Source organism: Catonella sp. (genome assembly GCF_057250765.1).
This window is the reverse complement of sequence record NZ_DBHIEC010000008.1, coordinates 33,601-47,322: the sequence shown is the minus strand read 5'-3', so window position 1 is coordinate 47,322 and position 13,722 is coordinate 33,601. Positions and strand designations below refer to the sequence as shown.

Below are 13,722 nucleotides of genomic sequence, written 5' to 3'. Positions count from 1 at the left end.
GTAAATGAATGGATTCAGTTGTTGTATCGTTTATAAGTATGTTTGCTTGTGCTTTCGTTGTACTTGCTATCTGTCTTATTAGAACGATAAAGAAAAAACAGGCTGTAGCTCCTAAAGTCAGGCTGTTGATTATTGTAAACATAGTCTCTGTAGTTATTCAGGCTGCACTTTTGTTTGCTGAAGATGTACAAACTGCTTTGATGCTTCATACTTTTTATCTGGTCTGCATATGTGGAATCAGGTATGTAGCACTTAAGATAGCGGTTGAAGTCACAAAATATGAGATTACAAATATTAAAATATTCTATTTTGTAGACGCAATTATTGCTTTGGATGTGTTACTTGTTTTAAGTAATATATTCACGCAATTACTTTTTACAACTCAGAAGGTAATGATTGGAAATTGGTACTACTTTACTACAGTTGTACAGCCTCTTGCAACGTTGCATAATATAGTATCTTGTGGCGTTTTGATGTTCATTGCATTTATTATAATTTATAAACTGGCGGGGCTTAGTCCTGCTTATTATGGAAAATACATTATTCTTCTTGCATCCTTCACTATTGCAGTAGTGGTCAACTTGTTATATAAGTTTCTTAATTATGCGGTGGATATATCGGTACTCGGTTACACAGTCAGTGTAGTGATGGTTTATCTGGTTTTGCTGGAGAACAAACAGAAAGCATTAATAGATAAAATGCTCTCACGCATTGTTTTAAAAACAGATGATATTATCGTGTTTCTTGATATTGAAGGTGAATGTGTATTTGTAAATGACGTAGCAAAGAGCTTTTTTGGGGTCAAGGATGATTATTCATTGGTCATTAAACAAATTAGTAAGATGTTTAAGCTAGAGAACTTTGACAGTGAAAGACTTGAGTATTCTACCCTATGTACAATGAGTGACAAAGGTGAGCAGAAGCATTATGACATTGTATATAAGAAGATGTATAGGAATGGAAAACCGGAAGGCAGCTATTACAAAATAAAGGATAGAACCATAGATGTTGATATATTCAACAAGGACAAATACAAGGCTACGCATGACAAGTTAACGGGACTTTATAATAGTGATTACTTTTGCGACAAGGTTGAAGAAATATTAAAGGAGAATCCGGATAAAGATTACTATATTTTATGCTCTGATGTTCAGGATTTCAAACTTATCAATGATTCTTTTGGAAAAGTTGTTGGTGACAAAGTGCTTAACTCAATAGCTTGGAAGCTAAGAGAAAAAATAACTAAGAATACTTTGTATTGCAGGCTTTCAGGAGACAAGTTCTGTATTCTTACAGAGAAAGATAAGTTTGATGAAGAACTATACAAAAGTATAGCAAAAGAAGTATCGATGACCGATGGCATACACTATCCTATCAATATGCAGATAGGTGTGTACTACATTGAGGATAGAAAATTATCTCCATCTATGATGATTGACAGAGCAGGAATGGCTATATCTAAGAACAAGGAAGATTATCAGAATAAGATATTCTACTATGATGATAAGATAAGAGAATTAAAATACTGGGAACAGAGACTTTCAGGTGAACTTGACAATGCCATCAGTGACAATCAGCTAAAGGTGTATCTGCAGGCACAGTGTGATGGGGATGGCAAGGTTATAGGAGCTGAGGCTCTTATCAGGTGGATTCACCCTACCGAAGGTCTGATGCCGCCGTATAGATTCATACCTATGTTTGAGAAAAACGGTCTTATAAGCAAGGTGGATTTGTTTGTATGGAAAGAAGCAGCAAAACTATTAAAGAAATGGCAGAATGAAGGAAATGGTCATTATTATATTTCAGTGAATATTTCGCCTGCAGACTTCTATTTTCTAGATATTTACAAAGAGCTTGTAAGGATAGTTGAAAAATATGAAATTAACCCTGCAAGACTAAAGCTTGAAATCACAGAAACCCTGATTATGAAGGATGTTGAGAGTAGGCTTATGATAGTAGAAAAGCTTAGGGACTTTGGATTTACAGTGGAGATGGACGACTTTGGAAGTGGATATTCTTCACTTAATATGCTTAAGGATATATCTGTAGATGTACTCAAGCTTGATATGGGATTCTTATATAAAACAAAGGATGAAGAAAAGAGCAGGAAGATTATAGGAATGATAGTTCAGCTCTCGAAGGCTCTTGATATGCCTGTAATCTGTGAAGGTGTAGAAACAAAATCACAGTTTGAATTCTTAAGAAATATCAAATGTGATTATTTCCAAGGATATTTGTTTGCGAAACCTGTATCTGTTAAAGAATTTGAAGAAATACATATGTAAATAGGTATATCACACTACTATTGCGATTGGAATGCGGGTGTGATATACTGTTTTTAGCTTTGTTAATTTTTTGCCGAGACTTCTGAAAAGCTGATTCAAAGGAGTCATTTTTTCAGTAGTTTCGGGATTTACAAAGCCAGTATAAAAAGGAGATAGTAAAATTATGTTTAAGAGTTTTAGTATGGAACTTGCAGGACGTACCCTTACAGTAGATATAGACAGGGTTGCCAAGCAGGCTAATGGTGCAGCGCTTATGCACTATGGCGATACAGTTGTTCTTTCTACCTGTACAGCATCAGAGAAGCCAAGAGAAGGTATTGATTTCTTCCCACTTTCAGTGGAATATGAGGAGAAGCAGTATGCTGTAGGTAAGATTCCGGGAGGCTTTAACAAGAGAGAGGGTAAGGCTTCTGAGAATGCGGTACTTACTTCAAGGGTAATTGACCGTCCTATGCGTCCTCTTTTCCCAAAGGATTACAGAAATGATGTTACACTGAACAACCTTGTTCTTAGCGTAGATCCGACCTGCTCTCCTGAACTTACTGCCATGCTTGGTTCAGCTATAGCAACAGCTATATCTGATGTGCCTTTTGACGGACCTTGTGCAACTACGCAGGTAGGTCTTATTGACGGAGAATTTGTAATCAATCCAAGTAATGCCCAGATGGCTTGCTCAGCCCTTAAGCTCACAGTTGCTTCTACAAAAGAGAAGGTTATTATGATAGAGGCAGGTGCTGATGAGCTGCCTGAGGCAAAGATGATTGAGGCTATATATAAGGCTCATGAAATCAACCAGGAGATCATCGCATTTATCGAGAAGATAACAGCAGAGTGTGGCAAGCCTAAGTCAGAGTATGAGAGATATGCAGTACCGGAGGAGTTCTTTGCTGCAATCAAGGAAGTTGTTACACCGGAGGAGATGGAAAAGGCTGTATTTACTGATGAAAAGCAGGTAAGGGAAGAGAACATTTCTGCTATCATGGATAAGCTTAGCGAGCATTTTGCTGAAAATGAAGAATGGCTTCCTTTCCTTTCTGACGCCGTATATCAGTATCAGAAGAAGACTGTCAGAAAGATGATATTAAAAGACCATAAGCGTCCGGACGGCCGTGAGATGTCTCAGATAAGAAAGCTTGCAGCTGAAGTTGATCTCATACCTCGTGTTCATGGCTCAGCTATGTTCACAAGAGGCCAGACTCAGATTTGTAATATTACCACTCTTGCACCTCTTTCAGAGGTTCAGAAGGTGGACGGACTTAATGCAGAAGAGACCTACAAGAGATATATTCATCACTATAACTTTCCTTCATATTCAGTAGGAGAGACAAAGCCATCAAGAGGACCGGGAAGAAGAGAGATAGGACATGGTGCTTTGGCTGAAAGAGCTCTTATACCGGTACTTCCTAGCGAAGAGGAATTCCCATACGCTATCCGTACAGTATCAGAGACTTTCGAGTCAAACGGATCAACTTCCATGGCTTCCACCTGCGCATCCTGTATGTCGCTTATGGCTGCGGGTGTGCCTATTAAGAGGATGGTAGCAGGCATTTCCTGTGGCTTGGTTACAGGTGAGACAGATGAGGACTATGTACTCCTTACAGATATTCAGGGACTTGAAGACTTCTTTGGAGACATGGACTTTAAGGTAACAGGTACAACAGAGGGAATCACGGCTATTCAGATGGATATCAAGATTCACGGCCTTACAAGGGAGATAGTAGAAGGTGCGATCGCAAGAACAAGGGAAGCCAGAATGTTCATCATGGACACCTGTATGAGACCTGCAATAGCAGAGCCTAGACCAAGTGTGAATGAATATGCACCTAAGATTGAGCAGATTAAGATTGATCCTGAAAAAATTGGTGAGGTTGTTGGACAGAAGGGTAAGACCATCAATGCCATCATAGACAAGACAGGAGTTAAGATAGACATTACCGATGAAGGAAATGTAAGTATTTGTGGTACGGACATTGATAAGATAAATGAAGCTAAAGAAATAATAAGAATGATAGTGACTGAGTTTGAAGAAGGTAAGGTTTATACCGGTAAGGTTGTATCAATAAAAGAATTCGGTGCCTTTGTTGAATTTGCTCCTGGTAAAGAAGGAATGGTGCATATTTCTAAGGTTTCAAAAGAGAGAATAAACAATGTTGAAGATGTGCTTACGCTTGGAGATATAGTAAAGACTATCTGCCTTGGAAAAGATAAGATGGGAAGAATATCATTTAGTATTAAGGATGTACCTGCAGGAGTGTAAATCATAACACTGAATGGGGTTGGAGGAAAAAATATGGAGTCAAAGAATATATCTCCTGCGGTCATAAAGAGACTGCCTAGATATTACAGATATCTGGGGGATTTACTGAAATCGGGGATAGACAGGATTTCTTCTAAAGAGTTAAGCGAGAGAATGCAGGTTACGGCATCTCAGATTAGACAAGACTTAAATAATTTTGGGGGCTTCGGTCAGCAGGGTTATGGTTACAATGTAGAGTATCTATACAATGAGATTGCCAAAATTTTGGGGCTTGATAAAGACTACAGCCTTATTATAGTAGGAGCAGGTAATCTAGGAACTGCAATCACGAATTATACTGATTTTGCAAAAAGAGGATTTTATGTAAAGCAGGTCTTTGATATTAAGCCTGAATTAATTGGTAAGAAAATCGGAACTATAGAAATACTTGGAATGGACAGCCTGCCTGATTATATCAAAAATAATCAGGTAGACATAGCTGCCATTACAGTTCCGAAGGAAATGGCAACTGAAACTGCAGCAAAACTCGTAAAGTGCGGTATCAAGGCGATATGGAACTTTGCACCTGTAGATCTTAGATTACCAAAGGATGTTATAGTTGAAACAATTCACCTTTCGGACACTTTGATGAGACTCTCTTATTCACTTAAAAATAAGGGGTCTAAGTAAAGGAATATTAGCTTGATTATAGGGATTGGTAATGATTTAATTGAAAAATCAAGAGTCAAAAAAGCATGCGAAAAGGATGCTTTTTTGTCGTATGTTTTTACTGAGCATGAAAGAGAGCTGATTCAAAAAAAACCTGATAGGGCAGCAGGAAACTGGGCTGTGAAAGAAGCAGTGGCAAAGGCGATGGGAACAGGCTTTCTGGGATTTAAGATAAGAGAGATAGAAGTCCTAAGGGATGAGCTTGGGAAACCCTATGTGAACTTATATGGTAGTGCAAAATTAAAACAAGAGGAACTTGGTATTAAAGCATTCTTTGTTTCAATCTCGGATACCAAAGAATATGTGAGTGCTGTAGCAGTGGCGGAGGGCTGATTATGATAAGACTTGTAGACAGCGAAGGAGCAAAAAAACTAGATGAAGATGCAAGAAAACTTGGCATGCCCGGGATGGTGCTTATGGAAAGAGCGGCTCTGTCTGTGGCGGAGTTTATAAGGGATAAGCTTCTAAGAGATGACGAGGATAAAAAGATTATAGCAGTTTGCGGCTCCGGCAACAATGGCGGAGATGGCATTGCCTGTGCAAGAATACTCCATGAATGGGGGTATAATTCAGAGGTAATAATGGTTGGGAAAAAAGAAAAGTTTACCAATCAGACAAAGCTGCAGATAAGGCTTGCTAAAAATAGCGGAGTAGCAGTTAAAATAGCCAATCCAGCCAAGCTAATTACTGAAAAAAGTGAATTTAACCAGGCTATAGTCATAGATGCGGTATTTGGAGTGGGATTTAAGGGTAAGCTTGAAGGAGACTTGGCTAAGTTTACCGAGTATATCAATATGTTTGATTCAGTGAAGGTAGCGGTGGACATCCCTTCGGGAGTGAATGGCAGCAATGGAAAGGTTGAAGGGGTAGCTGTTAAATGTGATTACACAATTACTTTTGGCGTAAATAAGCTGGGGATAGCCGTATATCCGGGTAAAGATTATGCAGGTGAGATTGTTGTGGCTGACATAGGTTTTCCTAAAAAAGCCCTGGAGATGGTTTCTCCAGATACATTTACCTTTGATGAGTCTCAAATAAGCTACTATATGCCTGAAAGAAGAGAGTACAGCAATAAGGGGGACTTTGGTAAGATACTGATAATAGCGGGTTCAGAGGAAATGTGCGGAGCATCTTTCCTTTCAGCTCTTGCGGCATACAGAACAGGTGGAGGACTTATTAGACTCTTTGTGCCTGAAGCAAACAGACAGTCTCTGCAAAACCTGCTTCCGGAAGCTATACTTACTACATATGAAGATAGTGCTGACAAGGCGATAAGTAAGGTAACTGCAGATAAATTGGAGAAGGCTGTGAAGGAATGGGCAGCCGCGATAGTAATAGGTCCGGGTCTTGGCTTAACCAAAAGGAGCAAGTCTCTGGTTGATAAAACCTTAGAGATATCAGAAGTGAGGACTGTTATAGATGCAGATGGGCTCACACTCTTTAGAGAGATAGTCGAAGAAAGGGAGAAAAGGAATTTTAATCCTGTTAAAGATATGAAAAAGAACTATATCCTTACTCCTCATATCAAAGAATTGGCTGACTTATTATATTTGCCTAAAGAAGAAGTGAAAGAGAATATAGTTCAGATTGCAAAAGAGCTAAAATACTGTAACGGAGAAATAGTTATAAAAGAGGCAAGAACACTGGTTACAGGCAGTGGCAAGTGCTATATAAATAACAGCGGCAACTCTGGCTTGGCAAAGGCCGGCTCGGGTGATGTGCTTACAGGAATACTTGCAGCTTTAATCGCCACTGAAAAACAAAGACCTTTTATGGTAACTCCTCTTGGAGTTTACATTCACGGACTGGCAGGAGATATGCTGAAGGAGAAAAAAGGGAAATACGGAATTATCGCCAGAGAACTGGCTGACGAGGTAGCTGAAGTGATGAAGAGGTATTCGGATTGAAAATAACTATACTTTGTGCAGGTAAGATAAAAGAAAAGTACTTTGAAGCGGGCATTGCAGAGTATACCAAGAGGTTGTCAAGATATACAGTTATTGAAATAAAACAGGTGCAGGATGAAAAAACTCCTGACAACGCATCAGAGGCTGAAGAAGAGAAGATAAAACAGGCTGAAGGGGCGAGAATGCTTGACTTTCTTAAGAAGGCAAAGGGAAGTGACTGCTATGTGTTTGCTCTTGTGATTAAAGGGAAGGAGATAGACTCTGTAGAACTCTCAGAGAAGATATCGGAGCTTACCGTAACGGGAAAGAGCCATCTTGTATTTATCATAGGTGGGTCTTTAGGGCTTTCAGATGAAGTGATTGCGGAATCCGATTATAAGCTTAGCTTTTCAAAGCTTACCTTTCCACACCAGCTTATGAGGCTGATTCTCCTCGAACAGATATATAGGGCATTTAGGATAAAAATGGGTGAACCTTATCATAAATGAGAAATTAATGTTGTTAAATCATTACTTATATGTTATATTAAGACCGACATCATAATGGTTTTAAATAAAACATTTTAAGGAGGAGAAATTCCAAATGAAGAAATTTCTTGAAGAATTTAAGGCATTTGCGCTTAAAGGCAATGTGATGGACCTTGCAGTAGGTGTAATTATAGGTGGAGCTTTTCAGGCTATAGTTACCTCTTTGGTTGGTGATATTATTACACCAATTATCGGTATATTTGCAAGTACTGATTTTTCTAATCTTATAGCTACCATAAATGGTTCTGAAGTAAAGTACGGAGCATTTATTACAGCTATAATCAACTTTATTATAATGGCATTTATCATCTTCTGTATCGTTAAGGGGCTTAATAAGCTTGCTGAGCGTAAAAAGAAGGAAGAGGCAAATGAGCCTACAGAAAAGACCTGTCCATTCTGCCAGAGTACTATCAGCATCAAGGCTACACGCTGTCCACACTGTACTTCTGCACTTGAAGTGGATATGGATATGTAATTTTGCTGTTTAGTATTTGAATGGGACTCATTTGTTAAAAAGTGAGATTTATTCCCAAAAATTTACCACATTTTTTACATTATCTATCTAGTTTTTTTATGCTAATTATGTTATCATCTTAGTGTTTAATAATACTTTACAATGCGGAAAGCATGGAAAGGAAGAAGAAAATGGATTATTTAGGAAATTTAGAAATCGAGAAGGTTATCGGTAGAGAGATTATTGACTCTAGAGGTAATCCAACTGTTGAGGCTGAAGTTATTTTGGCTTGCGGAATAGCAGGTAGAGGAACTGCTCCAAGTGGTGCTTCTACAGGTGAATTTGAGGCTCTTGAGCTTCGTGACGGTGACAAGTCTCGTTATGGTGGTAAGGGTGTTCTTAAGGCAGTTGAGAACATTAATACAGTTATAAATGATGTACTTCAGGGTGTTAGCGCATTTGATATCTATGCAGTTGACGCAGCTATGATTAAGGCTGATGGAACAAAGGATAAGTCAAAGCTTGGTGCCAATGCTATACTTGCTGTATCTATTGCAGCTGCAAGAGCAGCAGCTAATGCTCTTGATATCCCTCTTTACAGATTCTTAGGCGGTGCTAACGGCAACAGACTTCCACTTCCTATGATGAACATCTTAAATGGTGGTGCACACGCTACAAACTCTGTAGATACACAGGAATTCATGATTATGCCTGCAGGTGCTCCAAGCTTTAGAGAAGGTCTTAGAATGTGTGCAGAGGTATTCCACGCACTTCAGGCACTTCTTAAGAAGGAAGGCCACACTACAGCTGTAGGTGATGAGGGTGGTTTCGCTCCTAACCTTAAGGATGATGAGGATGTTATCGAGCATATCATCAAGGCTATAGAGAATGCAGGCTACAAGGCAGGTACAGACTTCGTTATAGCTATGGATGCAGCTTCTTCTGAGTGGAAAGACAAGGAGAAGGGAATTGGACACTACTTACAGCCAAAGTCAGGCAAGAAGTTTACTTCTGATGAGCTTATTGCTCACTGGGAGAGCCTTATCGATAAATATCCTATCTACTCAATCGAGGATGGTCTTGATGAGGAAGATTGGGAAGGCTGGAAGAAGATGACTGAGAAGCTTGGACACAAGGTTCAGCTTGTTGGTGATGATCTTTTCGTTACCAATACAGAGCGTCTTGAGAAGGGTATTAAGCTCGGTGCAGCTAACTCTATCCTTATCAAGCTTAACCAGATTGGTTCAGTATCTGAGACACTTGAAGCTATTAAGATGGCTCATAAGGCAGGATACACAGCAATTTCTTCACACCGTTCAGGTGAGACAGAGGATACAACAATTGCTGACCTTGCAGTAGCTCTTAATACCTGCCAGATTAAGACAGGTGCTCCTTCAAGAAGTGAGCGTGTGGCTAAGTATAATCAGCTTCTTAGAATCGAAGAGGAGCTTGGTGCAGCAGCTTACTGGCCAGGTGTTAATGCATTTAATCGTAGATAATTATTATAAAACAGGGGATATAATTATATAATGGGGGCTTGTCCGGGGTAGATTTATTAGTATTTACCGTACGGAGGCCTGAGTAATTAATTATACATTACTGTATCAGACTGCCGTACCGGTATATTCGGTACGGTGGTTTTGTGTTCTGTCTAATGAATTTTAATTAAAGGGGGATGCTTTTATGCGTTTTATAATTCAGGTTGTGACAAATTCTGATGTAAAGATTGATGGAGAGGTTAGAGGGGCTATTGACAGGGGCTACATGGTGCTTATAGGAGTAGGTAAGGATGATACAAAAGAAATAGCTGACAAGATGATTAAGAAGATGCTGGGCCTTAGAATAATGGCTGATGAGAATGGCAAGACCAATCTTAGCTTAAAAGATGTAAACGGTGAGCTCTTACTTATATCTCAGTTTACCTTATATGCTGATTTAAGCCGCGGCAACAGACCGGGATTCACTACTTGCGGATCTCCGGATATGGCAAAAGAGCTGTATCATTATATAATAGATGAATGTAAAAAACAGGTACCTAAGGTTGAACAGGGTGAATTTGGTGCAGATATGAAGGTTAGTTTGACTAACGATGGACCATTTACCATAATTCTAGACAGTGCAGAACTCAAATAAAGCTGTTTTTTACAGATTATCTTAATGATTGTAAGATGATTACAGCATAAGATGGTATAGGTGTGCAATCGGAGGATAATATGGCAGAAGCGAATAACAATCTCTCATATGAAAGATTTCATATTCGACCAATAGATGAAATTAATGGTTTCAAGGTAAGGCCTGGCCTCTACGAACAAAATGGAGCGACAGCCATTCCCAGTGGTGTTAACTTCACTGTTCCAACCAATGGTGGGACAAGCGTAGAACTTCTTCTTTTTAAGAGCAGGGAAGACGAGCCTTATGCGGTTATACCTTTTCCGGAAACCTACAGAATAGGCAATGTCTATTCTATGATAGTATTTGATTTGAACATTGAAGATTTTGAATATGCTTATAGAGTTGATGGTCCTTATGACAAAGAAAAAGGACTTATCTTTGATAAGAATAATATTCTTTTGGATATGTATGCCAAATCAGTTACAGGGCAGAGTGAATGGGGAAAAAAGCGCAGTAGCAAGTCTTTTTACAAGGCAAGAGTTGTGCGTAATGACTTTGACTGGGGGAGTGAACCTAATCCCAATATGGCTCTTGAAGACCTGGTCATCTACGAAATGCATGTCAGAGGCTTTACAAAGGACGCGTCCTCAGGTGTAAAATACCCGGGTACCTTTGCAGGCGTGATGGAGAAGATTCCATACCTTAAGGACCTTGGCATCAATGCGGTTGAACTGATGCCGGTATTTGAATTTGACGAAATCAAGGACAACAGAATATACAACGGAGAAGTTCTTGTTGACTATTGGGGCTATAATCCGATTAGCTTCTTTGCGCCTAATACCAGTTATGCTGCAAAGGTCGAGGATAACAGCTCAGGTATGGAGCTTAAAAAGCTAATCAAGAGGCTTCATGACAATGGTATCGAGTGTTTTCTGGATGTGGTATTTAACCATACAGCTGAAGGAAACGAGATGGGACCTAGTATCTCCTTTAAGGGCTTTGACAATAACATTTATTATATGCTGACTCCAAGAGGTGAATATTATAACTTCAGTGGCTGTGGCAACACCCTCAACTGCAACCATCCTGTGGTAAGGTATATGATACTTGAATGTCTAAGATACTGGGTGACTGATTACCATGTAGACGGATTCAGATTTGACCTTGCAAGTATACTAGGTAGAAATGAAGACGGGTCACCTATGTCCAATGCTCCACTCTTGCAAAATCTTGCCTACGACCAGATACTGGCCGATGTGAAGCTGATTGCAGAAGCCTGGGATGCAGGCGGACTATATCAGGTAGGAACCTTTCCATCGTGGAACCGCTGGGCAGAGTGGAATGGAAAGTACCGTGACGACATGAGGGATTTCCTTAAGGGAGACATAGGGCTTATGTCCGTTGCTGCCAGAAGAATATTCGGTTCAAAGGACATATATAATCCGGAACACAGGGGGGATAATGCCTCTGTAAACTTCCTTAATTGTCACGATGGATTTACACTCTGGGATATGTATTGCTACAGCCATAAGCACAATGAAGCAAACGGTTGGAACAATACCGATGGAACTGATGATAACAGAAGTTGGAATTGTGGCTGGGAAGGTGAGACTGATAACGAGAATATCAACAAACTCCGCCGCAGGCTCTGTAAGAATGCCATGACAACCTTGCTTTTAAGCAGAGGAGCTCCTATGTTTCTTGCAGGTGATGAATTCCTCAATACACAGTTTGGCAACAATAACACGTATTGTCAGGATAGCCCTATATCTTGGCTTGAGTGGGATCAGTTAGAAAAAAACAGGGAGCATTTTAGGTTCACAAGATATTTGATTAAGTTTAGAAATGAGCATCCTGTAATCAGAAAATACATGGGTGGATGTTCACTTGGCTTTCCTGACTCTTGGGCACTAGGACCTGATCATACCAATGTGCTTAGGGTAATATTTGCAGGAAGAAATGCAGATAATACGGCTGATGACATAGTTTGCGTTGCAATAAATGTACACTGGGAGAGACAGGACTGTTATCTTCCGGAGCTGCCACATTATCTATGTTGGCAGATTGAAACTGATTCTTCGCTTGAAATATATAAAGCAGGCTTCCCTGATACCAGGGATAAAAAGGTAAGAACCAATGGCAACATGATAAATATGGAAGCCAGAAGTACTATGGTATTTTCAGTAGTCAGAGTATAAACTAAATATTATTTAATGTGAGGACTTTCTGTAGGAATGATGATATAATTATCAGGACTGCAGAAAGTTTTTTTGTAATTAAGGAGCCATATAAAGAATGTAATGTTATTAACTACTATTGTAGAGGTGCCAATATGAGGGAAATGGAATTTAAGGTTGAGAGAAATGGACTCTTAAAAGAAGGGGATATAGTAAATGTGATTGAAACAGAGCTAGAGAGCTTTCGTTACTATACTATAGAGCATGCTTATGGTATGAGTGGAAACATACCTCTTACAGAACCACTTAAAAGTTTAACCGGAAAAGTAGTTAAAATGGAAGAAAAACCAAGAGGATTCTATGCTGTGCTTGAATTTGAGGAGTGAATGTATACTTTATGCGATTTAGAATTAAAAGGAAGCGGTATGCCTGCTTAGTTTTAATGAAATAAAAGGTCTTCATGTTGTGACTGTAGCATGGTATAATCCCAGTGGAGAGCTTTACAGGTTTGCGGAAAATGACTTTGGAAGCTATGAGGAAGCAGATGATGACAAAGTTATGGTCAGATTTTGGCTGAATTTGGCGGGAATAGATGAGACAGACTTTGGGAACTGGACAGTGAGAGCTTTCTTAGATGGAGAAATGATAAAAGAGGATAATATAATTATCTCTGGTGATGGGATAAATAAAATTGGAATATGAGGATTAAAGGAGAGGAAATTCTTCCCTCAATATATCGAGAAATAACCTAACCACCTTTTACACCTAGAATAAGGAAAAATAATGGAAGATAGTGTAATTATAAATAGATTTGATAACTTTGATGAAATGAAACGGAAATTAGGAGAAAAAACTATTGTATTTTGTGAAGATGAACAAGATAGATATGCGATAGTCAATATAAATAATTCTTTTGAATTTGGAATGGCATATAACCTTTATGGCATAGAACCAATGTTTGGGTTTGATAATAAAAATGATGTGTGCTATATCGCTGCCGGGCAGAATTTGGTATCAATTGATATCAAAAATAAAGAGATATTATTTAATCAAAAGCTGTTCACAGTAATTTTAGATTTATTCACTATTGAGAATACTATTTATATTTTATGCGATTTAGAATTAATCTGTTATAGTGATAAAAAAGAAAAGTGGAGGACTGCATTTAGAGAGATGGTTACAGATTATGAGCTTTTGGAAAATAGCAGATTATGGATAGATTGCGAGGGTAGAAAAATGATTATAAATTTAAAAGGTGGGATTGTAGAGTAGTATAGATTTATCATGAGCGAGGA

Annotated in this window: 13 protein-coding genes; all 13 read left to right on the top strand. The window is 38.9% G+C overall.

The genetic code is table 11. From position 1 onward, the window contains the following. Window positions 1-8 precede the first annotated feature (8 nt). The 13 genes from ACO6HM_RS05735 (at window position 9) to ACO6HM_RS05675 (ending at window position 13,699) form a co-directional block, all read left to right on the top strand. A complete protein-coding gene (locus tag ACO6HM_RS05735) occupies window positions 9-2,285 on the top strand; it encodes an EAL domain-containing protein (RefSeq protein WP_485390174.1) in 2,277 nt (758 codons plus the stop codon). Window positions 2,286-2,448: 163 nt separating this feature from the next. Continuing rightward, window positions 2,449-4,542, top strand: a complete 2,094-nt coding sequence (locus ACO6HM_RS05730; protein ID WP_485390173.1) for a polyribonucleotide nucleotidyltransferase — start codon at window positions 2,449-2,451, stop codon at window positions 4,540-4,542. A gap of 33 nt (window positions 4,543-4,575) precedes the next feature. After that, window positions 4,576-5,211 carry a redox-sensing transcriptional repressor Rex gene (locus tag ACO6HM_RS05725; protein WP_485390172.1) on the top strand — a complete coding sequence of 212 codons (636 nt, stop codon included), beginning with the start codon at window positions 4,576-4,578 and terminating at the stop codon, window positions 5,209-5,211. 12 nt (window positions 5,212-5,223) lie between these two features. Beyond that, window positions 5,224-5,583 (top strand): holo-ACP synthase, encoded by a 360-nt coding sequence (acpS, locus tag ACO6HM_RS05720; RefSeq protein WP_485390171.1) that lies wholly within the window; start codon window positions 5,224-5,226, stop codon window positions 5,581-5,583. 2 nt (window positions 5,584-5,585) lie between these two features. After that, window positions 5,586-7,157 carry an NAD(P)H-hydrate dehydratase gene (locus tag ACO6HM_RS05715; RefSeq protein WP_485390170.1) on the top strand — a complete coding sequence of 524 codons (1,572 nt, stop codon included), beginning with the start codon at window positions 5,586-5,588 and terminating at the stop codon, window positions 7,155-7,157. After that, a complete protein-coding gene (gene rlmH, locus ACO6HM_RS05710; RefSeq protein ID WP_485390169.1) occupies window positions 7,154-7,645 on the top strand; it encodes a 23S rRNA (pseudouridine(1915)-N(3))-methyltransferase RlmH in 492 nt (163 codons plus the stop codon). Before ACO6HM_RS05715 ends, rlmH begins: the two co-directional genes overlap by 4 nt. A gap of 94 nt (window positions 7,646-7,739) precedes the next feature. Further along, the gene (gene mscL, locus ACO6HM_RS05705) at window positions 7,740-8,159 is read left to right on the top strand and encodes a large conductance mechanosensitive channel protein MscL (RefSeq protein WP_208428980.1); all 420 of its coding nucleotides are present in this window, start codon (window positions 7,740-7,742) and stop codon (window positions 8,157-8,159) included. Window positions 8,160-8,329: 170 nt separating this feature from the next. Next, a complete protein-coding gene (eno, locus tag ACO6HM_RS05700) occupies window positions 8,330-9,637 on the top strand; it encodes a phosphopyruvate hydratase (protein WP_485390168.1) in 1,308 nt (435 codons plus the stop codon). Window positions 9,638-9,821: 184 nt separating this feature from the next. Beyond that, entirely contained in the window at window positions 9,822-10,271 is a 450-nt protein-coding gene (dtd, locus tag ACO6HM_RS05695) for a D-aminoacyl-tRNA deacylase (RefSeq protein ID WP_208428978.1), read from the top strand. Window positions 10,272-10,351: 80 nt separating this feature from the next. Then, entirely contained in the window at window positions 10,352-12,448 is a 2,097-nt protein-coding gene (locus tag ACO6HM_RS05690; protein ID WP_485390167.1) for a glycogen debranching protein, read from the top strand. A 134-nt stretch (window positions 12,449-12,582) separates the two neighbouring features. Continuing rightward, on the top strand, window positions 12,583-12,813 hold the full coding sequence (locus ACO6HM_RS05685) for a hypothetical protein (protein WP_485379248.1): 231 nt from the start codon (window positions 12,583-12,585) through the stop codon (window positions 12,811-12,813). 79 nt (window positions 12,814-12,892) lie between these two features. Further along, window positions 12,893-13,129: a hypothetical protein gene (locus ACO6HM_RS05680; protein ID WP_485390166.1), complete on the top strand. Its 237-nt coding sequence runs from the start codon at window positions 12,893-12,895 to the stop codon at window positions 13,127-13,129. An 81-nt stretch (window positions 13,130-13,210) separates the two neighbouring features. After that, entirely contained in the window at window positions 13,211-13,699 is a 489-nt protein-coding gene (locus ACO6HM_RS05675; RefSeq protein WP_485390165.1) for a hypothetical protein, read from the top strand. The last annotated feature ends 23 nt before the right edge of the window (window positions 13,700-13,722 follow it).